18 protein-coding genes and 1 pseudogene are annotated in these 18677 nt (G+C 61.3%); 12 read left to right on the top strand and 7 right to left on the bottom strand.

Annotation, left to right across the window (positions count from 1 at the left end; all coding sequences use genetic code 11):
• The first annotated feature begins 2 nt into the window (after positions 1-2).
• Together BSG20_RS12080 and BSG20_RS12075 are read left to right on the top strand one after the other, a co-directional pair.
• Positions 3-1007: an ABC transporter permease gene (locus BSG20_RS12080; RefSeq protein ID WP_024314892.1), complete on the top strand. Its 1005-nt coding sequence runs from the start codon at positions 3-5 to the stop codon at positions 1005-1007.
• A gap of 87 nt (positions 1008-1094) precedes the next feature.
• Complete coding sequence (locus BSG20_RS12075) at positions 1095-2042, top strand: substrate-binding domain-containing protein (RefSeq protein ID WP_072375415.1); 948 nt, start codon at positions 1095-1097, stop codon at positions 2040-2042.
• Between the two features lie 64 nt (positions 2043-2106).
• Here BSG20_RS12075 and BSG20_RS12070 read toward each other — a convergent pair whose 3' ends face one another.
• On the bottom strand, positions 2107-3885 hold the full coding sequence (locus BSG20_RS12070; protein WP_072375412.1) for an adenylate/guanylate cyclase domain-containing protein: 1779 nt from the start codon (positions 3883-3885) through the stop codon (positions 2107-2109).
• A 292-nt stretch (positions 3886-4177) separates the two neighbouring features.
• On the opposite strand from BSG20_RS12070, the gene BSG20_RS12065 reads away from it, so the two are divergent.
• The 4 genes from BSG20_RS12065 (at position 4178) to BSG20_RS12050 (ending at position 7516) form a co-directional block, all read left to right on the top strand.
• Complete coding sequence (locus BSG20_RS12065) at positions 4178-5230, top strand: sugar phosphate isomerase/epimerase family protein (protein ID WP_024314889.1); 1053 nt, start codon at positions 4178-4180, stop codon at positions 5228-5230.
• A gap of 97 nt (positions 5231-5327) precedes the next feature.
• A complete protein-coding gene (locus BSG20_RS12060; protein WP_072375409.1) occupies positions 5328-6515 on the top strand; it encodes a Gfo/Idh/MocA family protein in 1188 nt (395 codons plus the stop codon).
• Between the two features lie 125 nt (positions 6516-6640).
• Entirely contained in the window at positions 6641-7024 is a 384-nt protein-coding gene (locus BSG20_RS12055) for a hypothetical protein (protein ID WP_072375406.1), read from the top strand.
• 267 nt (positions 7025-7291) lie between these two features.
• Positions 7292-7516 carry a hypothetical protein gene (locus BSG20_RS12050; RefSeq protein WP_072375403.1) on the top strand — a complete coding sequence of 75 codons (225 nt, stop codon included), beginning with the start codon at positions 7292-7294 and terminating at the stop codon, positions 7514-7516.
• A 98-nt stretch (positions 7517-7614) separates the two neighbouring features.
• Here BSG20_RS12050 and BSG20_RS36420 read toward each other — a convergent pair whose 3' ends face one another.
• Positions 7615-7800, bottom strand: a complete 186-nt coding sequence (locus BSG20_RS36420) for a hypothetical protein (RefSeq protein ID WP_167371560.1) — start codon at positions 7798-7800, stop codon at positions 7615-7617.
• On the opposite strand from BSG20_RS36420, the gene BSG20_RS12040 reads away from it, so the two are divergent.
• Entirely contained in the window at positions 7799-9400 is a 1602-nt protein-coding gene (locus BSG20_RS12040) for an ABC-F family ATP-binding cassette domain-containing protein (protein WP_072375398.1), read from the top strand. The genes BSG20_RS36420 and BSG20_RS12040 overlap by 2 nt on opposite strands.
• Before the next feature lie 78 nt (positions 9401-9478).
• On the opposite strand, the gene BSG20_RS12035 is transcribed toward BSG20_RS12040, so the two are convergent.
• Positions 9479-10207: an esterase family protein gene (locus BSG20_RS12035; RefSeq protein WP_072375395.1), complete on the bottom strand. Its 729-nt coding sequence runs from the start codon at positions 10205-10207 to the stop codon at positions 9479-9481.
• Positions 10204-11169 carry an acetylxylan esterase gene (locus BSG20_RS12030; protein ID WP_072375392.1) on the bottom strand — a complete coding sequence of 322 codons (966 nt, stop codon included), beginning with the start codon at positions 11167-11169 and terminating at the stop codon, positions 10204-10206. Before BSG20_RS12030 ends, BSG20_RS12035 begins: the two co-directional genes overlap by 4 nt.
• Positions 11170-11488: 319 nt before the next feature.
• Here BSG20_RS12030 and BSG20_RS12020 point away from each other — a divergent pair, with 319 nt between their 5' ends.
• Positions 11489-13699: a putative bifunctional diguanylate cyclase/phosphodiesterase gene (locus BSG20_RS12020; protein WP_072375386.1), complete on the top strand. Its 2211-nt coding sequence runs from the start codon at positions 11489-11491 to the stop codon at positions 13697-13699.
• Positions 13700-13723: 24 nt separating this feature from the next.
• Here the strand turns inward: BSG20_RS12020 and trhO are convergent, their stop codons facing one another.
• The 3 genes and pseudogenes from trhO to BSG20_RS12005 all read right to left on the bottom strand — a co-directional run bounded on the left by trhO (position 13724) and on the right by BSG20_RS12005 (position 16084).
• Positions 13724-14665 (bottom strand): oxygen-dependent tRNA uridine(34) hydroxylase TrhO, encoded by a 942-nt coding sequence (gene trhO, locus BSG20_RS12015; protein ID WP_072375383.1) that lies wholly within the window; start codon positions 14663-14665, stop codon positions 13724-13726.
• Positions 14666-14711: 46 nt separating this feature from the next.
• A pseudogene (locus BSG20_RS12010) lies at positions 14712-15618 on the bottom strand (CHAD domain-containing protein).
• Entirely contained in the window at positions 15596-16084 is a 489-nt protein-coding gene (locus BSG20_RS12005) for a CYTH domain-containing protein (RefSeq protein WP_072375380.1), read from the bottom strand. Before BSG20_RS12005 ends, BSG20_RS12010 begins: the two are co-directional and overlap by 23 nt.
• Positions 16085-16240: 156 nt before the next feature.
• On the opposite strand from BSG20_RS12005, the gene BSG20_RS12000 reads away from it, so the two are divergent.
• The 4 genes from BSG20_RS12000 to BSG20_RS11985 all read left to right on the top strand — a co-directional run bounded on the left by BSG20_RS12000 (position 16241) and on the right by BSG20_RS11985 (position 18675).
• Positions 16241-16879, top strand: coding sequence for a 2-dehydro-3-deoxy-phosphogluconate aldolase (locus tag BSG20_RS12000; protein WP_072375377.1), 639 nt, complete (start codon positions 16241-16243; stop codon positions 16877-16879).
• Between the two features lie 109 nt (positions 16880-16988).
• Complete coding sequence (locus BSG20_RS11995; protein WP_072375375.1) at positions 16989-17699, top strand: tellurite resistance TerB family protein; 711 nt, start codon at positions 16989-16991, stop codon at positions 17697-17699.
• Between the two features lie 71 nt (positions 17700-17770).
• Complete coding sequence (locus tag BSG20_RS11990; protein ID WP_072375372.1) at positions 17771-18463, top strand: GNAT family N-acetyltransferase; 693 nt, start codon at positions 17771-17773, stop codon at positions 18461-18463.
• Entirely contained in the window at positions 18460-18675 is a 216-nt protein-coding gene (locus BSG20_RS11985) for a hypothetical protein (RefSeq protein ID WP_072375369.1), read from the top strand. Before BSG20_RS11990 ends, BSG20_RS11985 begins: the two co-directional genes overlap by 4 nt.
• The last annotated feature ends 2 nt before the right edge of the window (positions 18676-18677 follow it).

Here is an 18677-nt window from a genome sequence, read left to right as displayed (position 1 = left end):
AGATGAGTGTGAACGAGGAGACCAGGGAAATCAGGCGTCGCCCCTGGCGTGATATCGATCTGCGGGCGGTTGCGCCCTTTGCAGCCCTGATATTGCTCTTGATCGTGGGGGCGATGGTCAACCCGAACTTCATCGGCATCACGAACCTTGCAAATGTCGCGACGCGCTGTGCCTTCATCGCCATCATTGCTGTCGGCGCCACCTTCGTCATCTCGGCGGGGGACCTCGATCTTTCTGTTGGTTCTATGGTGGCTTTCGTCGCCAGCCTGATGATCCTGTTGATGAATTCCGGCGTGATTGCCGATCCGACGTTGATGCTGGTCGCCGCCGTCCTGTTTACGCTTGTTGCCGGCGCGCTCTGCGGGCTTGCCAATGGTCTGATTACCACCGTCGGCAGGATCGAGCCATTTATCGCCACGCTCGGCACCATGGGTATTTATCGCGGCCTGACGACTTGGTTGTCGCAGGGCGGGGCGATTACGCTACGCTCGCCCGATATTCAGACGCTCTACCGTCCGGCCTATTTCGGCAGCATTCTCGGAGTGCCGGTGCCGATTGTCGTGATCCTGGCCGTGACGGCCGTTGCAGCCTTCATCCTTTACCGCACGCGTTACGGTCGCCATGTCGTCGCCGTCGGCTCGAACAGCGATGTCGCGCGCTATTCCGGCATTGCAGTCAATCGCGTGCGCACTATCGCCTTCGTCATCCAGGGGCTCTGCGTGGCGATCGCCGTGCTGCTCTACGTGCCGCGCCTCGGCTCAACCTCGGCAACGACAGGTATTCTGTGGGAGCTACAGGCCATCACTGCTGTCGTCGTCGGCGGCACGGCGCTCAAGGGTGGTGCCGGCCGTGTCTGGGGTACGATCTGCGGCGCCTTCATTCTCGAACTCGTCGGCAACATCATGCTGCTGTCGAACTTCATCAGCGAATATCTCATCGGTGCAATCCAGGGTGCGATCATCATCATCGCCATGCTGGTACAGCGCTCGCTGGTCCGCAAATCATAGCGGATAGGCTCCAGGAATTGGCCGGGATCACAGGGCGTCCGGTTGACGGGTAGGAAAAGTCCCTGACGTTTATTGGGAGGAAATAGAATGCGCAAACTCATGTTGGGTCTTGCGGTTGCGGCCGTCACGCTGGCGGGTACCGCATACGCACAGGACAAGAAGTTCACCATCGGTGTGTCCATTCCGGCCGCCGACCATGGCTGGACCTCAGGCGTCGTGTTCCATGCCGAACGCATCGCCAAGAAACTGATGGAAGAGCATCCGGGCCTGAATGTCATCGTCAAGACCTCGCCGGACGCTGCCAGCCAGGCCAACGCCGTACAAGATCTTGACACGCAGGGCATCGATGCACTCGTCATCCTGCCGTCGGATCCCGATCCGCTCGTCAACGCCATCAAGGAAGTCAAGGCCAAGGGCAAGTACGTTGCTCTTGTCGACAGAGCTCCATCGACCAACGATGACTCCGTCCGCGACCTTTACGTTGCTGGCAACAATCCGGCGCTCGGTGAAGTCGCCGGCAAGTACATCGCTTCTCAGACGCCGGATGCCGAAGTGGTCGTCATCCGCGGTCTGCCGATCCCGATCGATCAGCAGCGCCAGGACGGCTTCGACAAGGGCATTGCCGGCTCCAAGGTCAAGGTTCTCGACCGCCAGTACGGCAACTGGAACCGCGACGATGCCTTCAAGGTCATGCAGGACTACCTGACGAAGTATCCGAAGATCGACGTGGTCTGGTGCCAGGATGACGACATGGCTGTCGGCGTGCTGCAGGCGATCGAGCAGGCCAAGCGTACCGACATCAAGTATGTCGTCGCCGGCGCCGGCTCCAAGGATATGGTCAAGAAGGTCATGGACGGTGACAAGATGATCCCGGTTGACGTTCTCTATCCACCGGCAATGGTCGGCACGGCAATGGAACTGACGGCCGCTGGTCTCTACGACCAGGTGCCGGTTCGCGGCACCTTCGTCCTCGACGCGACCCTCGTCACGAAGGACAACGCCAAGGACTTCTACTTCCCGGATTCTCCGTTCTGATCTGAAAAGCCTAGTGCGGCGCCCGTTCGACAGGACGGGCGCCTTTCTTTGATGGTGTCGCTTGCTAGCCGGGTAGGCCGGCGCTGGCGAGATCGGCGATGAAGCGGTTTATGAAGGCTTCGGTCATCACCGGATTGTCGCCGAAATAGAATTCCCGCCGGGCGTCGGCGCAGTTCATTCCCGGCCTGAAGCGATGAAGCCTGAAAATCGCTTCTCGAGCCGCGTCCGTTTCACCTTGCCTTCCGAGGGTCGCAACCAGAACGATCGCCGGCCAGAAGGTGGCATTCGGTGAGCGGAGCGATGCGCGCGCTGCCTTGGCCGCTTCCGCCATGTCGCCCAATTGATAGTTCGCGATGGCGAGAACGTTATGGAAGGTCCAAAGATGCGGATCGCGAGGACTGAGCCGGAACGCTTCCTTGATCTCGGCAATGCCTTCCGCGGGCCGCTCGACGTAGCAAAGTACCTGGCCGAGCGCGAAGTGAGCTTGCGCGAAACTCTGATCCAGTTGCAAGGCGTTATGCAGATGCGCAATTCCCGCCTCCGTCGCCCCGTCAAGCGCAAGCGCTCTGCCCAAGGCGAGGTGCGCGGCGGGTTCCTTCTGGTCCAGTCCGATCGCCCGTTCGGCAAGCTCGATCGCCTCGCAGATGCGCTCACCACGCTCGTCAAGGGGGCCGTACCAGCCGAGCTGAATGTGAACGTAGGCCAAGCGGGCCTTTGCCTGCGCGAACGTCGGATCAATACTGATCGCCTGTTCGAAAAGCGCCTTCGCCGTCTTCAGTTCGTCAAGCGTGAATCGGTAGAGATGCCAGAGACCCTTCAGGTAAATCTCCCAGGCGTCCATGTCGAGCACGGCGCGGCCGCGAAGAGCGGCGAACTCGATGGAGCCCAGTTCCGGCTCGATCGTTCCGGTGATTTCGGAGGCGAGCTGGTCCTGGACTTCGAAGATATCCGCCAGCGTTCGGTCGTAGCGTTCCGCCCAGAGCAGCGTGCCATCCGTGCCGCTCAGCAATTGCGCGGTGATGCGAACGCGATCGGCGGCGCGGCGCACGCTGCCTTCGAGCACGTATTTGACACCAAGATCCTCGGCGACCTGTTGTGCATTGGCCTTCCGACCCTTGTAGCTGAAGGAGGAATTGCGGGCGGCGACCAGCAGCCAGCGACAGCGCGCCAGCGTGGCGATCAGCTCGTCCGTGAAGCCGTCCGAGAAATGCTCCTGTTCCTCGATGCTCGACATGTTGCTGAAGGGCAGCACGGCAATCGAGGGGCGATTGCGCACGGGCCACGCGGCTTCTTCCTTCCACTCGGACGGCGGTGGTCGCTGTTCATCATCTTCCGGCGTCCAACGCCAGACACGGATCGGTCGCTCGATGTTCTTGAGCCTGCGGTTGCCGAAATCGATTGCCCGGAAGTCAAGCTTCGACCGGATCTGGTCATTGACCTGCTGGGAGACGCAGATCCCACCTGGAGGCGCCAGAGCCTGCAGGCTTGCGGCGACGTTCACGCCGTCGCCGAAGATGTCGTCGTCCTCGACGAGCACGTCGTCGACATGGATGCCGATCCGCCACACCATGCGTCGATCCGGCTCGATGGCCTCGTTGCGCTGAAGCAATGCTGTTTGAATTTCCATGGCGCAGCCGATAGCATCGACGACGCTTGCAAATTCGGCCAGCGTGCCGTCGCCGACAAATTTGACGACCCGTCCGTGATGCCTGCCGATGCTGGGGACGATGACTTCGCTGTTGTGCGCTTTCAGCTTCGCGAACGTGCCGGTTTCGTCAAGGCCCATCAGCCGGGAAAAGCCGACAACATCCGCATCCAAGATTGCTGCCAGACGCCGCGTCATGCGCCAACCTCCTGGTCCAAAGACAGTAGCACGGCACGGCGCGATGTCTACCGCCGCCGGCCGCGGCAGGTGCTCGGATCGCAGCCAGGTGGTACAGTCGCGACGTGGTGGACAGGAGAAATGCGGTACGTACATCTTGCGGCCGGAGACACGCCGTGATTAAGTCAGCCGCCTTTGATTTACGCCCGTTGGGGCAAATTTGCAGTTTCGCCGAAATCGGCTTGCAGACTGCAAATCGCGTGCTAGAACACTGCCAGAAACGTTTACGGTCATCTTTTAGGGAGGAATTGACATGAAAACGATCAAGGGTCCGGGCCTTTTCCTTGGACAGTTCGCGGGCGATGCCGCGCCGTTCAACTCGTGGGATTCGATCACCAAATGGGCGGCCGACATCGGCTACAAGGGCGTGCAGGTTCCGACCTGGGCGGGCCAGCTGATCGACCTCAAGAAGGCGGCTTCCTCGAAGGATTATTGCGACGAGTTCGCTGGCAAGGCGCGCGAAAACGGCGTCGAAGTTACCGAGCTTTCCACCCACCTTCAGGGCCAGCTCGTGGCCGTTCACCCAGCCTATGACGAAGCCTTCGACGGTTTTGCCGCACCTGAGGTGCGCGGCAATCCGAAGGCGCGCCAGGAATGGGCTGTCGAACAGGTGAAGATGGCGCTGACGGCCTCGAAGCATCTCGGCATCAAGGCGCACGCGACCTTCTCCGGCGCGCTTGCCTGGCCGTTCGTCTACCCGTGGCCGCAGCGCCCTGCCGGCCTCGTCGAAACAGCGTTCGACGAGCTTGCCCGCCGCTGGAAGCCGATCCTCGACCATGCCGACGAGAACGGCGTCGACGTCTGCTACGAAATCCATCCCGGGGAAGACCTGCACGACGGCATCACCTACGAGATGTTCCTGGAGCGCGTCGGCAACCATCCGCGCGCCAACATGCTCTACGATCCGTCGCACTACGTCCTGCAGTGCCTCGACTATCTCGACAACATCGACATCTACAAAGACCGCATCAAGATGTTCCACGTCAAGGACGCGGAGTTCAACCCGACTGGCCGACAGGGCGTCTATGGCGGTTACCAGGGCTGGGTCGAACGTGCCGGTCGCTTCCGTTCGCTCGGCGACGGTCAGGTCGATTTCGGCGCGGTCTTCTCGAAGATGACGGCCAACAACTTCGACGGCTGGGCCGTGGTCGAGTGGGAATGCGCGCTGAAGCATCCTGAGGACGGCGCGCGCGAAGGCGCCGAGTTCGTCAAGGCGCACATCATCCGCGTTACGGAAAAGGCGTTTGATGATTTTGCATCGGGCGGTACGGACCAGGCGGCCAACCGCCGCATGCTCGGTCTCTAAGACACCCGCGCTTGTTAACGGGAAGGGCTGATTGGAACGCAGCAGGAAGGGGTCATCCCTTCCCAGCCCCGCCCCCCACGCATTTCAGGAGGAACCAATGGCAATTGAAGCATCTACAGAACCGGCGCGCGAACCGCGTATCCGCCTCGGCATGGTCGGCGGCGGCGCGGGCGCATTCATTGGCGCGGTCCACCGCATCGCTGCCCGCATCGACGACCAGTACGATCTGATCGCCGGCGCGCTGTCGTCGACGCCGGAAAAGGCGATGGCGTCCGGCCGCGACCTCGGCCTCGATCCGTCCCGCACCTATTCGAGCTACCGCGAGATGGCGATTCGCGAAGCGAAGCTGAAGAACGGCATTGAGGCCGTCTCGATCGTCACGCCGAACCACGTGCACTACGATGCCGCCAAGGAATTCCTGCGTCGTGGCATCCACGTCATCTGCGACAAGCCGCTGACATCGAACCTTGCCGACGCCAAGAAGCTGAAGAAGGTAGCCGACGAGAGCGATGCGCTCTTCATCCTGACCCATAACTATACCGGCTACCCGATGGTCCGTCAGGCCCGCGAGATGATCGCCAACGGCGAGCTTGGCGATATCCGCATCGTCCAGGCCGAATATCCGCAGGACTGGCTGACGGAAGCCGTCGAGCAGACTGGCGCCAAGCAGGCCGTCTGGCGCACCGACCCGGCACAGTCGGGAGCGGGCGGCTCGACCGGTGACATCGGCACGCATGCCTATAACCTCGCATCCTTCGTTTCCGGCCTCGAACTCGACAGCCTCGCCGCCGATCTCGACAGCTTCGTCGAAGGTCGTCGCCTCGACGACAACGCCCATGTGATGCTGCGCTTCAAGGCGGAGGGCAACGAAAAGCCGGCCAAGGGCATGCTCTGGTGCAGCCAAGTGGCGCCCGGTCATGAAAACGGCCTGAAGGTCCGCGTCTATGGCACCAAGGGTGGCTTGGAGTGGGTCCAGGCGGATCCGAACTATCTCTGGTTCACGCCGTTCGGTGAGCAAAAGCGTTTGATCACCCGCAACGGCGCCGGTTCCGGCCCGGCCGCTGCCCGCGTTTCACGCATTCCCTCCGGTCATCCGGAAGGTTACCTTGAAGCCTTTGCGACGATCTACACGGAAGCCGCCCATGCCATCAACGCCCACAAGAAGGGCAAGGCCGTGGACAAGGCTGTCGTTTACCCGACCGTCGATGACGGCGTGAAGGGCGTTGCCTTCGTTGAGGCCTGCGTGGCTTCCTCGAAGAAGAACGGTGGTTGGGTCAAGGTCTGATCCTCACTCCGCCAGGCTGAATGATACAACTATTGAGCGCGCTTCTTACAATATTAGGGAGGGCGCTCATTGTCGTTTAACAATGTTGTGGCAGAAATAAGCGCAGCCAGATGGAGAGGCGTCCGATGAAATCTTCCGCTAGAGGTCTGACCTGCGCATTCGCGCTCGCCGCCTTTCCCGCGTTGTCGCAGGAAGTCCCCAATCGCATGCCGAACTTCTATGCCGGCCAGCGTGTCCCCGGCACGGTGAACGTGCAGACGACGGTCTCCCTGTCGGTGCCGGTCGAGGCCGGGCAGGAAACTGGCGAGCAGATCAAGGCCGCCCAGAAAGGGTTCTACCTGATGGCGGGCGGGCAGTGCGATCTCATTCTGCAGACGCTGGCGGAGAGCTGCCAGATCACCAATCTCACGAGCAGCGCGGATCTCAATCGCGGTTCGCGTAACGACATCGTCGTGCGGGGCACCGTGACGATGGCGGTGAAGCTCAAGGATAGCCAGCAGAAGCCGTAACCGCTCCTCGGCATTGTGGTCGAAGCGGCAAATCTGCCGCCTTGAGCCGACCGCCCCATTAGGCCGCGGCCTGCTGGCGCTTGGTCAATGCATCGATGCTCAAGGCGCCGCCGAAGGGTCTCTATCGTGAAACGAATCGATTCAGGGCCCGTTGCTTCACATTGCGATTCCTGACCGTCGTCATAATCGGACTTGCGCTGATCGCCCCTGCCGCGCACCGCCTTGTGCTGCGGAAACAAAATCGGACTGCCGAAAGCGGATTACTTTGTGGTGCAGCAGATCTATCGCGATTGGTGGATCGTCAGCCTTTTCCTGCCGTTAGAGTGGCTCGCCAATCTCGGGAACGCCATAGCGGTTAGAGACGACAGGACGGCGATGGTGCTTTCGATCGCGGCGGCGGTGCTATTGGCGCTCAACGTCATTATCCTTTGGCCTTTCACGCAGCCAGCAAACGCCGGCCACGCAGCATTGGACCGTTCAGCCTCACAATAGGCAAGCGCTGCGCACCTGATGGGAGTACTCGCACGCAGTCAATGCGGCGGTAATCCGCATTCTGCTGCGGTCGCCGCGTCGATCCGCACATAGCGACGTTACTCCTGTTCGATGGAACGGTTTGGATCGGCAAGGGCAGCTGCAGCGGCAGGTCTTCCCTTGATTTCAGCGTCCTGCCTGCCTAGATTGCGATCGTCGCCAACACCAACAGGATGTGTGCAGCAATGGATTTCACCTCGATCGCAACGCCAGTTCGCCTTGCCATTCGGGAGTCCTTTATCCATGCCTGCATCCATTACCCTGTCCAATCTTTCGTGGTCCACGCCTGACGGGCGCGCGCTTCTTTCCAATCTCGACCTAAGTTTCGGCGCCGAGCGAACCGGCCTCGTCGGCCGCAATGGCGTCGGCAAGACGACGCTTCTGAAGCTCGTCGCCGGCGAGTTGCCGCCGCAATCCGGAAGCAGCGCCTTCGGCGGGCGGCTCGGCTTCCTGCGCCAGGCGGTGCAGGTGGAGGAGAGTGCGACGGTTGCCGATTTCTTCGGGGCCAGCGATGCGCTGGCCATCCTGCGCCGTGCCGAGGTCGGCGAGGCGACTGCCGAGGAGATCGCCTCGGCGGATTGGACCATCGAGACACGCATAGCCACGGCACTGGAGCGTATCGGGCTCGACGCCCAGCCGGAAACCCTGCTCGCCTCGCTATCGGGCGGGCAGCGGACGCGCGTCAGTCTCGCTGCGCTTATCTTCTCCGAGCCCGATTTCCTCATCCTCGACGAGCCGACCAATAATCTCGATCGCGACGGGCGCGAGGCTGTCATCGCATTGCTGGCCAGCTGGCGTGCCGGTGCTGTGGTCGTCAGCCACGATCGCGAACTGCTGGAGACCATGGATGCGATCATCGAGATTACCGCGCTCGGCGCCCGGCGATACGGCGGAAACTGGAGCGCGTTCCAGGAGCGCAAGGCCATTGAACTGGCTGCCGCCGCGCACGATCTCGCAGACGCCGAAAGGCGCCTCACCGATGTCGTCCGCAGCGCCCAGGTCACGGCGGAGCGGCAGGCACGCAGCGATCGCGCCGGGCGCAAGAAGGCGGCAAGGGGGGATATGCCCCGCATCGTCGCCGGCGGCCTCCAGCGGCGGGCGGAAAATACCAGCGGCAACAAGGTTCGCCGCGGCGAAAAGCGCCGCGAGGAAGCGATGGAGGAGGCGTCAGCGGCGCGGGAGCAGATCGAGATCCTTCAGCACTTCTCGGCCCAGCTTGCGTCGACGGGACTGCCGTCGGGCCGGGACGTCCTTAGGCTGGATGGCGTCACCGCCGGCTATCAGCCGGGTGAGCCCATCGTCCGAAACCTCTCTTTCGGCATCACCGGTCCTGATCGCGTGGCGATCGCCGGGCCGAATGGCTCGGGCAAGACGACGCTGCTCGCGTTGATTTCAGGCACACTGCAGCCATGGTCCGGTACGGTATCCGTCATGACCGGCTTTTCGCTGTTCGATCAGAGCGTCAGCCTGCTCGATCGAGCGCTGTCGATCCGCGAGAATTTCCGCAATCTCAATCCGCGAGCGAACGAAAATGCCTGCCGCGCGGCGCTGGCGCGTTTCATGTTCCGGGCAGACGCCGCTCTGCAGCAGGTCTCGACGCTCTCCGGCGGGCAGCTGTTGCGTGCCGGCCTCGCCTGCGTGCTCGGCGGCGCAAAGCCGCCGCCGCTCCTGATCCTCGACGAGCCGACCAACCATCTCGACATCGATTCCATTGCTGCCGTGGAGGCCGGCTTGCAGGCCTACGACGGCGCGCTGCTTGTCGTTAGTCACGACGAGGTGTTTCTGGAGAATATCGGCGTTGCAAGACGGCTTCAGCTACCTCTTGGCGAAGAGATCATTCTGTAAACGGCAGAGGAGAAGGTCTGAGAGGGCTCGGGGGCGTCTTCGGCGAAGCCCGCCAGGGCGTCCACGCCGCACTGAGGGTCAGATATAAAGCGCTGCCATCTTCCGCCAGGCGCCGGCACGATGGGCTCGCCCTTCCCAGACGTGTAGATGGTGGCCGACCTGCTTTTCGGAAAGCAGCCGGCTGAGGTAGTGATTGTTGTCGAGAAAGGGATCGGCTTCGCCGATCGTCAGAACGATCTCGAGTTGGCGCAACTTCTCCAGCTGGAAGCCGCCATCAAGCCCCGGCAGGAAGTGCGTCGGAGTGTGGAAATAGACTGTATTGTCGTAGTAGCCGTCGAACAGATCGCCGAAGGATTCGACCTTGATTGTCAGATCGTAGCGACCGGAAAAGGCGACGAGTTTGCGAAACAAATGCGGATGGCGAAAGACCAGACTGGCGGCCTGGAAGGCGCCGAGGCTGCAGCCATGCACGATGGTGCAATCATGCGCATTCCTCGAAGCCATCAGCGGCAGGACTTCATTCAGGATATAGTCTTCGAAGGCTGCATGGCGGTGAATGCGCTCGGCTGGATGCCGATCGAAGCCGTAGAAGGTCTCGGCGGCCAGCCCCTCGATGCAATAGAGCTGGAGTTGGCCAGCCTCCAGCTTGCCGGCAAGGCTTTCAACAAGGCCGAGCCTTTCATATTCCCAGAAGCGTCCCTCGCGCGTGGGAAACATCAACACCTTGGCGCCGGCATGGCCGAACACGAGCAGTTCCATGTCGCGATGCAAGCGCGGACTATGCCAGCGCAAATATTCTCGGTTCATAACACCTTGAAAAAACGCCGGACCTTTTCACGGAGAAGCGCATTCTGTTCTGTGCTACCAGGATAGTCGAAGTGCCCGGCATCGAGGATGAAGGTTTCATTATATTTTGATGTCGGCAAAGCATTCGCCACCGCAAACTGGCAGGGCGGTGCGACGGCAGGGTCGAACAGCGCGACAACAGCAAGCATCGGCACCTTGATCCGGATTGCGGCACTTGCCGCATCGAACATGCGCAGGACCTCGAGCACGCTTCCATGAGTCTTCTGGTAGGTCTGGACGGAAGCGGCGCTGCCGACGGTCGGCAGTGTCAGCCATCGCTCTCGGTCGCCAAAGGTCGGAACGACGAGGTGGCCGCGATTGATGCGAAGATCGAATGGCATCGCCAAGGCGCCGATGCCGCCGCCGAAGCTGACGCCGCTATAGCCGATGTGACCGGCAAGCCATGGATAGAGCGACAAAAGCGTCGAAACGGCAAGCCAGAGGTCATCGACGCAGCCGCCGATGATGTAGTCCTCGGGCTTGTCGATATCCTGGAGAACATGCCCCGATGCATCCGGCGGGATTGCTGGATGGGGGCTGAGCGACAGGCCGCGAAAGCAGGGAAAGAGGACCGCCGCGTCTTCGACGGGCAGATCGAAATCCGGTGCGTCGCGGCCACCATAGCCGTGACCCACCACCAGCCCGCGGCGCACCGGCCGGTCGCGCGGCAAAAGCAGCCAGCCGCCGATCCTGATCCCGCCGGTCGAGGTGTAGACGATGTCGAGAACCTGCCAATCGGGATGCGTCAGCTTGCTGATCCGGAGCACCGGCTGCGGGTCCGTCGCGATCGCCCTTTTGTATCGGGTCTGCCAAAACGGGTCGAAGCCGGGCGGCGCCTGAGGTGGCACGATCGCCTGAAGGTCGGGGAGCTTCATGCCGTAGGTCGGGTCGAAGGCAAATGGGTGTGTTACGGGAATGCCCATGCAAGGGTTGTTTCGCGAAAAGACGCGCAATGCAAGGCAATGACTTTGGCAGCGCGCGGAACGGCGCGGAAGGCGCGACTGAAACGTTACAGCGCTGTCATTTCCACTCTGTACAACATCAGTCCGCTTGGGCTAAACCGCCTTCGAAACCAAAAGAACGGGATTTCCATGATCGATCCGAAGACCCTTGCTGCCCGCTTCCCGGGCGATTTCACCTTTTCTAGCGCTCTTGCAAAATCGCGATGATTAATCGTTACATCGATCTTTAACCGTTTTTTGAGCCCTTGGCTGGCAGACTTCCGTGATCGGGGAGCAGCGAATGCAGGCAATTTTCGGGGGTAGCAAAAAAGTCTCGGGCTTCGGTCGTCATGCGACCGTCGCTGGCGTGCTTTTTTCCTTTGCAATTGTCGTCGCGATCGTCACCGTCATGGTGCTGAGCGCGCTCGAACGCGTTGCAGACCGATCGAATGTGCTGGACGACGAGCGCTCGCGGGAAACCATGTCCGGCGCCCTCAAGACCTTCGAAATGCAATTGAGCGCGACGCTCAACGATTACGCAGCCTGGGATGATGCCGCAGCGAACGTCTATGCGGCCGATGGCATGGCCTGGACGATCAGCAACTACGGCGAGATGTCGGTCAACAGTTCTCTCTTCGACATGGCGATCGTGATCGATGACGAGAAGAAGCCGATCATGGTTTATCGGCAAGGCAAACCGATGGACGGCGCGCTGGATGATTTCTTCTCCCCGTCGCTCTGGACGCTCTTCGACAAAGTGAATGCGGCGGGGCCGCAGGATAATCCCGAGGCGACGGGCTTCGTTAACACGAAGGCCGGTATAGCAGTCGTCGGTGTGGCGCTGGTACGCGAGAAATCCGGTGCGCTCGACGTCAAGGCAGGAAAGCATCGCTATCTCATCTTCGCGCGACATCTCAGCACCGACAAAGTTGCCGAGCTTGGTGCGACCTATGTCATCGACGGATTGAAGCTGGTCGCTCCGGATTTCCAAGCTCCCTATTCGGTGGCGATCGCTGACGCGCAAGCGGTCATTCTCGGCAAGCTCGTCTGGGTGTCGCGGGCGCCCGGCGATATCGGCTATGGCGAAGTTCGTCCGATGGTCGTCAAGGCGCTTGGACTTGTTGGCCTGTTCTTCGTCGTTCTGCTCATCATTGGCTGGCTGGCGCTACGGCGCCTCAAGGCAGAAGAAATCAATGCCCGGGAGGAAGCAAACCGCGATCGGCTGAGCGGCCTGCTGAACCGCGATGGGCTTGGATCCGCCATCGACATATTCGTTGCCGAAGCGGCGCAAACACGCCGCAACGTGCTCATCCTTTATCTCGATCTCGACGGTTTCAAGGAAGTCAATGACGCTTATGGCCATGGCACCGGCGACCAGCTGATCCGCGCTGTCGCCGCCGGTCTCAACGTGCTCATTCCGGAGGGCGCCGTTCTCGCACGTATCGGCGGCGATGAATTCGCCATCGCCTTTGTTTCCGAAAGCGAGCACGCCGTTGCCCTGCAGCTATCCGAGCAGATACTGGACTTCCTGGCAGAGCCGCTGGAGATTGGCCGACGCGTCGTCGTCATTGGCGCGAGCATCGGTATTGCCATGTCGGAAGGCGGCATGATCGACCGCGAAGAGCTGGTGCGTCGGGCCGATCTTGCCATGTACAAGGCCAAGGAAGCTGGCCGTGCACGCATGACGCTTTACGATCCGGCGATGGACGCAGACCGCGGAGAGCGCAATGCGCTGGAACTCGATTTGCGGATGGCGATCGAAGGCGGCGACCTGCAGATTGCCTATCAGCCGCTGATCGATGCAGCGACCCATGAAATGACCGGTGTCGAAGCATTGGTGCGATGGAACCGCCCGGGACACGGTCCGGTCTCGCCCGAAGTATTTATCCCTATCGCGGAAACCAGCGGGCTTATCGAGGCGCTGGGGCTTTTCGTTCTGCGCAAGGCCTGCGAAACCGCCAAGCAATGGCCGGAACTGCGTATCTCGGTGAATGTTTCTCCCGGGCAGTTCCGCAACCCGGCCTTTGCCGACTATGTCCGTTACGTGCTGAAGCAGACGGAGATCGAGGCAAAACGTGTGACGCTTGAAGTCACCGAAGGCTATATGATCCAGAACCCACAGCGAACCCGGCAGGCGATCGAGCGGCTGAAGGCGCTGGGCGTCAAAGTGGCGCTCGATGATTTCGGCTCGGGCTTCTCCTCCATCGGCTATTTGCGCCAGTTCGGCTTCGATCGCATCAAGATCGACCGCTCGTTGGTCATGGATATCCTCGAAAGCGATCGTCAGCGCGAGATGCTGCAGGCGACAGTGGCGCTTGCCCGCTCGCTCGACATTCCGGTCACTGCCGAGGGCATCGAGACTGAGGAACAGGCCATTGCGGTGCGGCTCTTCGGCTGTGATACGCTACAGGGCTACTTCTTTGGCCGGCCGATGCCGGCCGATCAGATCACCGAGCGGCTGATGCAGGCGCGCGCGGCGAAGGTCACCACCCGCCGTACCAATGCCGCCTGAAAACAGGTCGGCCGACGTCGCGCTTTAGCTTCCGATGTGCTTCTGCCCGCGCTTCTTGGCGAGCGCAATCTGGTGTTGCCGCTGGCGGTAGCGCAGGCGGTCGTCTTCGCTGCGCGTGTGGTAGCAGTTGCTACAGGAGACGCCTTCCTCATAGTAAGGTGAGGTGATCTCCTCGGCCATGATCGGATTGCGGCAGGCGTGGCAGAGCTTATGTTCGCCTTCCTTCAGGCCGTGCTCGACCGACACTCGTTCGTCGAAGACGAAGCAGGCGCCGTCCCAGAGGCTTTCTTCGCGCGGGATTTCCTCGAGATATTTCAGAATGCCGCCCTTGAGATGGTAGACCTCGTCGAAACCTTGCTCTTTCATGAAGGCGGTTGCCTTCTCGCAGCGGATGCCGCCGGTGCAATACATGGCGATTTTGGGCTTGTTGTGCAGGCCGGTATTGTCGCGCACCCAGTCCGGAAATTCGCGGAAGGTCTTCGTCTTCGGGTCAACAGCGCCACGGAAGATACCGATCGCCGTCTCGTAGTCGTTGCGCGTATCGATGACGATCGTGTCCGGATCGGAGATCAGAGCATTCCAGTCCTGCGGTGCCACATAGGTGCCGACCACCTTGTTGGGGTCGATGTTGTCGACGCCCATGGTGACGATCTCTTTCTTGAGCTTCACCTTCATGCGAACGAAGGGCATCTTCGATGCGCGGCTTTCCTTGTGCTCGAGCGCGGCAAATTCCGGCTGGGCACGCAGATAGGCAAGCACCATCTGAATGCCCGCATCCGGGCCGGCGACCGTACCGTTGATCCCCTCATGCGCCAGAAGCAGCGTACCCTTCACGCCATTTTCTTCGCAAAGCGCCTGCAGCGGCTCGCGCAGGCTGTCGAAGCGCGGCACCGAAACGAAATGGTAGAGAGCCGCAACGAGGAAGGGGCTCGTCGCAGACGTCGGTTGTGTGAGCGTGTCTGTCATGCGGCTGCAAATACAGCTTTCGGGTCTTCTGCGCAATTGGGGCGTTTTACCTCACCTGAGCCCGCCACAGCAACTCGATCCGATCCGCTTCCTCTTGCGGATCATCGGCGAAGACGTCCTCTGCCCGTTCCAACGCCGCATGTCGGTCCTCCTGCTGGCGGAAGATGATCGCATCTAGCAGATGTGCGAGGTCGTCGGCATTTGAAAAATGTTGCGGCTCGGCCTCCACCAGTGCGCAGAGCACGTCGAGGTCGTGGATATGGCCGAGCAGATCGATCAGGCTGCTCGTCACCTCGTATTTCGCCTTCATCGCCGTTGGCTAGAGCGGTCGAAGCAGCCGTTGGTATGCCCGGGAGTCCTGTGCCCGTTTGCGCAATGTGTGAAAGGTTTCCGCCGAGGCTTCGGCCTGGCAATGCTCGATGGCTTTCCTCGCCTTCAACATTGTCCTGCGCCAGCCCTCGGCGACAAGCCGCGCATTCCGACGCGGGCCGCCGTTGAAGTGGACCTCTTCCACCGCTGCAATGGCGTCCCTCAGCACCCCCGGCGCTTCGGTGAGCTTCCTGTCGATATCCGCCTCGGCATCGGCCATGTGGTCGCGCCGGCTTTCCAGTGCCGCGACAATGCGGCCAGTGCTTTTGCCTCTCTGGCGTCGCGGGCTTTTTCCTTGAGGTAGGCGACGGTCTCGATCAGCGCTGTCGCGTCTCGGATCGCCGACGGGGACTTTGCCACATCACGAAGCCGAGCGTTCTCGCGCTCGCAAAACTCCGGCACTTCGCTGGCCACGAGGCGGTAAAGGGAGCGCAGGCGCTTCAGGTTCTTGCGAAAGGCGTGGATCGCCTCGTGCTTGCCGTCAGGCCTCTCTTTAAGCGTGTGGATCGCATGAGAGAGCTGGCCGCCAGCGGCCTTCCTGAACTCGCGGTGAAACTGGGGTCAGGCCGTATGCGAAAGGGCATGCCGGTCGCGCTCGTATTCAGTGGCAAGCGCCTGGTTTGAATAGCGGAAATCGCCTGTCACCTCGCGGCCGATCCATGAAGGCAGCGCCGGGTTGTCGCTCTCCGAGCGCATTTCCACTTCGGCGATCACCAAGCCACGATGCTGTCCGGCAAACACGTCGACCTCCCAGACGAAACCGCCGTGGGGGACGCGATAACGTGTCTTCTCGATGATAATGCCGATCGCGTCATCGAGCAGTTGTTCGGCGTCGGCGACGGGGATATCGTATTCGAATTCCTCGCGGGTCATCGTGCTGCGGCCGATCTTGACCGTCAGCCGTGCCTTCATACTGTCGAGCACCCGCACGCGCACGGAGCGATCATCCATCGAGGCGATATAGCCTTGTTTTAAAACGGATTTCGTCTCGGCTCCAGAGCGCCAGGCATCGCTGTGCACCAGAAACTTCCGCTCGATTTCTTTCGCCATTTCCGGTGAACCTTGTGTGACGATTTAATTACGCTAGCCTAATTTTATCGCCATGGGTACCCATTCTATTCCAAAGATCGGTTTCGGCTCGACAAAGCTTACCCTTGGGGTTATTTCGGGTCCCGAATTCAATCGGTTCAAAAGGATCACGCGGCCATGGGCGAGAAGACAGAAAAGCTCCTTTCCATCCTGACACTCCAGCCAGTTGTCCCGGTCCTGATCGTCGATGACGTCAAGTCTGCCGTCTTGCTGGCACGCGCTCTTGTCGCAGGTGGTCTGAAGGCAATCGAGATTACCATGCGCACGTCGGCCGCACTCGATGCTGTCCGCGCCGTTGCCGACGAGGTCGAAGGCGCCGAGGTCGGTGCCGGAACCATCCTCAATGCCGCTCATTGGGACGCCGCGATCGCTGCCGGCTCGAGGTTCATCGTCAGCCCGGGCGCGACGCAGGAACTGCTCGATGCCGCGCGCAGTTCGTCCGTTCCCCTGCTGCCGGGCGCTGCGACCGCAAGCGAAGTCATGGCGCTGCGCGAAGAAGGCTATCAGGTGCTGAAGTTCTTCCCGGCGGAGCAGGCCGGCGGCGCTGCCTATCTCAAGGCGCTGTCCTCGCCGTTCGCCGGCACCGTTTTCTGCCCGACCGGCGGCATCTCGCTGAAGAATGCGATGGACTACCTGTCGCTGCCGAACGTCATCTGCGTTGGCGGCTCCTGGGTTGCGCCGAAGGAACTGATCGCCGCTGGCGATTGGGCCGGCATCACCAAGCTCGCGTCGGAAGCGGCAGCGTTGAAGGGTTGATTTCGGGGCAGACCCATCATTCGATGCAGGTGGATTTCCCGCCTGGATTTGTATTTCCGTCGCCAATACCTATCTCCCATCTGGCCTCTAGACAGGGAGATGATGAGGAATGTTCGACGCGAAGAAGCTTCTTGAGCAGTTCTTGGGTTCGCAGGTGCCGGGTGTCGGCGGTTCTGTCCGGGACCGGGCGGGTGACGCGGTCCAGATGGCCAAGGACAATCCGTGGAAAGCCGGCGCGCTCGCAACCGCGCTTCTGGGAACCAAGACCGGCCGCAGCATTGCCGGCAATGCACTGACCATCGGCGGTCTCGCCGCAATCGCCGGCCTCGGCTATCAGGCCTACAGGAATTACCAGGCGGGGCAGGCGCCGGCGACGCCGTCCGACGCGCCGCCGCCGAAGACGGCCGTGCTGCCACCGCCCGCCGAGTCCGGGTTCGGCGCCGCTTCGCCCGCTCAGAGCAACGAATTCGTGCTCGTTCTAGTCCGCGCCATGATCGCGGCGGCGAAGGCAGATGGCCACGTCGATGATGGCGAACGCGCGCTCATTCTCGACAAGGTCAGGGCCGCCGATGTGAGCGGCGAGGCAGCCGCCTTCATCGAACGGGAGCTGTCGCAGCCGACGGATATCGATGCGCTGGTCGCAGCCGCAGTCACCGAGGAGCAGCGGGTGGAACTCTACACCGCCTCGCGCCTGACCATCGAGCCGGATTCGCGCGCCGAGCGCGGCTACCTCGATCTGCTGGCCGGCCGCCTCGGCCTTCCCGATGCGCTGGTCGATCACATCGAGGCGACGGTTTCCTCCGCCAAGGTCAGTTTGTAAAGGGCATCCTCCGGCCAGTTGCCTTTCCCGGGCGGCTGGCCTAAGCCATGGCTCCTTATCTGGAGGAGCGCATGCGCGATCTATCGAATTTCAAGGGTTGCCCGGCACCACGGCCGGTAACCCTCAAGGGCCGTTTCGTCACCGTTGAACCCTATGTCCGCGAGCAGCATCTGCAGGCCTTGTGGGATGGACTGGGTGGCATGCCTATCAACCCGCTTCTGCGCTATTTCGCCCAGCCCGACTTCACCGGCATGGAGGATTTCGCCAACTGGCTTCATTCGGTCGCAAAATCGGGCTGGCTGACGCACATCTTCCGTGACAACAGCTCCGGCAAGATCGTCGGCATGGCGAACTACATGCGGGCAGATCCGGCCAATGGCGTAATCGAGGTCGGCGGCGTTGCGCACGGTCCCGACATGAAGCGCTCGCCGCTCTCCACGGAAGTCCATTACCTCATGGCCAAGCATATCTTCGAGGCGCTCGGCTACCGGCGCTACGAGTGGAAATGCGACAATCTGAACGAGGCAAGCAAAACGACCGCGGCCCGCTACGGCTTCACCTTCGAAGGCGTGTTCCGACAGCATATGATCTCCAAGGGCCGCAACCGCGATACCGCGTGGTTTTCGATGATCGATTCCGAGTGGCCCGTCTTGAACGCCGCGTTCGAGGCCTGGCTGTCGCCTGACAATTTCGATTCGGACGGCAAACAGAAGCGCCGACTGGAGGATATCCGCGCCGGGATCAGCAAGGAGCAGGCGGTATGACGGATCCGAAATCGGAAAGCCGGTCGCAGGCGATTGCCGCGGCCGTCATCCTCGTGGCGGCAGGCCTCGTGCTCTATTTCATGCCGACCATCGTTCTCAAACTCGGCAGCTACTCGCCTTATCTGGCGGCTGCCGTCGGCGCCTGCCTGGTTTTTGCTTTCTTTGTCGTCTTCTGGCTAAGGGCGCGATACCAGCGCGGCCGCGGCAAGTAACG

The sequence above is a fragment of the Rhizobium tibeticum genome, assembly GCF_900110205.1.
GTDB classification, from domain to species: domain Bacteria; phylum Pseudomonadota; class Alphaproteobacteria; order Rhizobiales; family Rhizobiaceae; genus Rhizobium; species Rhizobium tibeticum.
Note: the sequence above shows the minus strand (reverse complement) of the source record. Positions and strands in the feature narration are given on the sequence as shown.

Excerpts from the sequence above, each read along its gene's own strand:
- BSG20_RS36420 (WP_167371560.1), bottom strand. The coding sequence starts at position 7,800 with ATGGATAAAGGACTCCCGAATGGCAAGGCGAACTGGCGTTGCGATCGA.
- BSG20_RS11990 (WP_072375372.1), top strand. The coding sequence starts at position 17,771 with ATGCGCGATCTATCGAATTTCAAGGGTTGCCCGGCACCACGGCCGGTA.
- BSG20_RS11995 (WP_072375375.1), top strand. The coding sequence starts at position 16,989 with ATGTTCGACGCGAAGAAGCTTCTTGAGCAGTTCTTGGGTTCGCAGGTG.
- BSG20_RS12065 (WP_024314889.1), top strand. The coding sequence starts at position 4,178 with ATGAAAACGATCAAGGGTCCGGGCCTTTTCCTTGGACAGTTCGCGGGC.
- BSG20_RS12055 (WP_072375406.1), top strand. The coding sequence starts at position 6,641 with ATGAAATCTTCCGCTAGAGGTCTGACCTGCGCATTCGCGCTCGCCGCC.
- BSG20_RS12040 (WP_072375398.1), top strand. The coding sequence starts at position 7,799 with ATGCCTGCATCCATTACCCTGTCCAATCTTTCGTGGTCCACGCCTGAC.
- BSG20_RS12060 (WP_072375409.1), top strand. The coding sequence starts at position 5,328 with ATGGCAATTGAAGCATCTACAGAACCGGCGCGCGAACCGCGTATCCGC.
- BSG20_RS12030 (WP_072375392.1), bottom strand. The coding sequence starts at position 11,169 with ATGGGCATTCCCGTAACACACCCATTTGCCTTCGACCCGACCTACGGC.
- BSG20_RS12000 (WP_072375377.1), top strand. The coding sequence starts at position 16,241 with ATGGGCGAGAAGACAGAAAAGCTCCTTTCCATCCTGACACTCCAGCCA.
- BSG20_RS12070 (WP_072375412.1), bottom strand. The coding sequence starts at position 3,885 with ATGACGCGGCGTCTGGCAGCAATCTTGGATGCGGATGTTGTCGGCTTT.
- BSG20_RS12075 (WP_072375415.1), top strand. The coding sequence starts at position 1,095 with ATGCGCAAACTCATGTTGGGTCTTGCGGTTGCGGCCGTCACGCTGGCG.
- BSG20_RS12080 (WP_024314892.1), top strand. The coding sequence starts at position 3 with ATGAGTGTGAACGAGGAGACCAGGGAAATCAGGCGTCGCCCCTGGCGT.
- BSG20_RS12020 (WP_072375386.1), top strand. The coding sequence starts at position 11,489 with ATGCAGGCAATTTTCGGGGGTAGCAAAAAAGTCTCGGGCTTCGGTCGT.
- BSG20_RS12035 (WP_072375395.1), bottom strand. The coding sequence starts at position 10,207 with ATGAACCGAGAATATTTGCGCTGGCATAGTCCGCGCTTGCATCGCGAC.
- BSG20_RS12005 (WP_072375380.1), bottom strand. The coding sequence starts at position 16,084 with ATGGCGAAAGAAATCGAGCGGAAGTTTCTGGTGCACAGCGATGCCTGG.
- BSG20_RS11985 (WP_072375369.1), top strand. The coding sequence starts at position 18,460 with ATGACGGATCCGAAATCGGAAAGCCGGTCGCAGGCGATTGCCGCGGCC.
- trhO (WP_072375383.1), bottom strand. The coding sequence starts at position 14,665 with ATGACAGACACGCTCACACAACCGACGTCTGCGACGAGCCCCTTCCTC.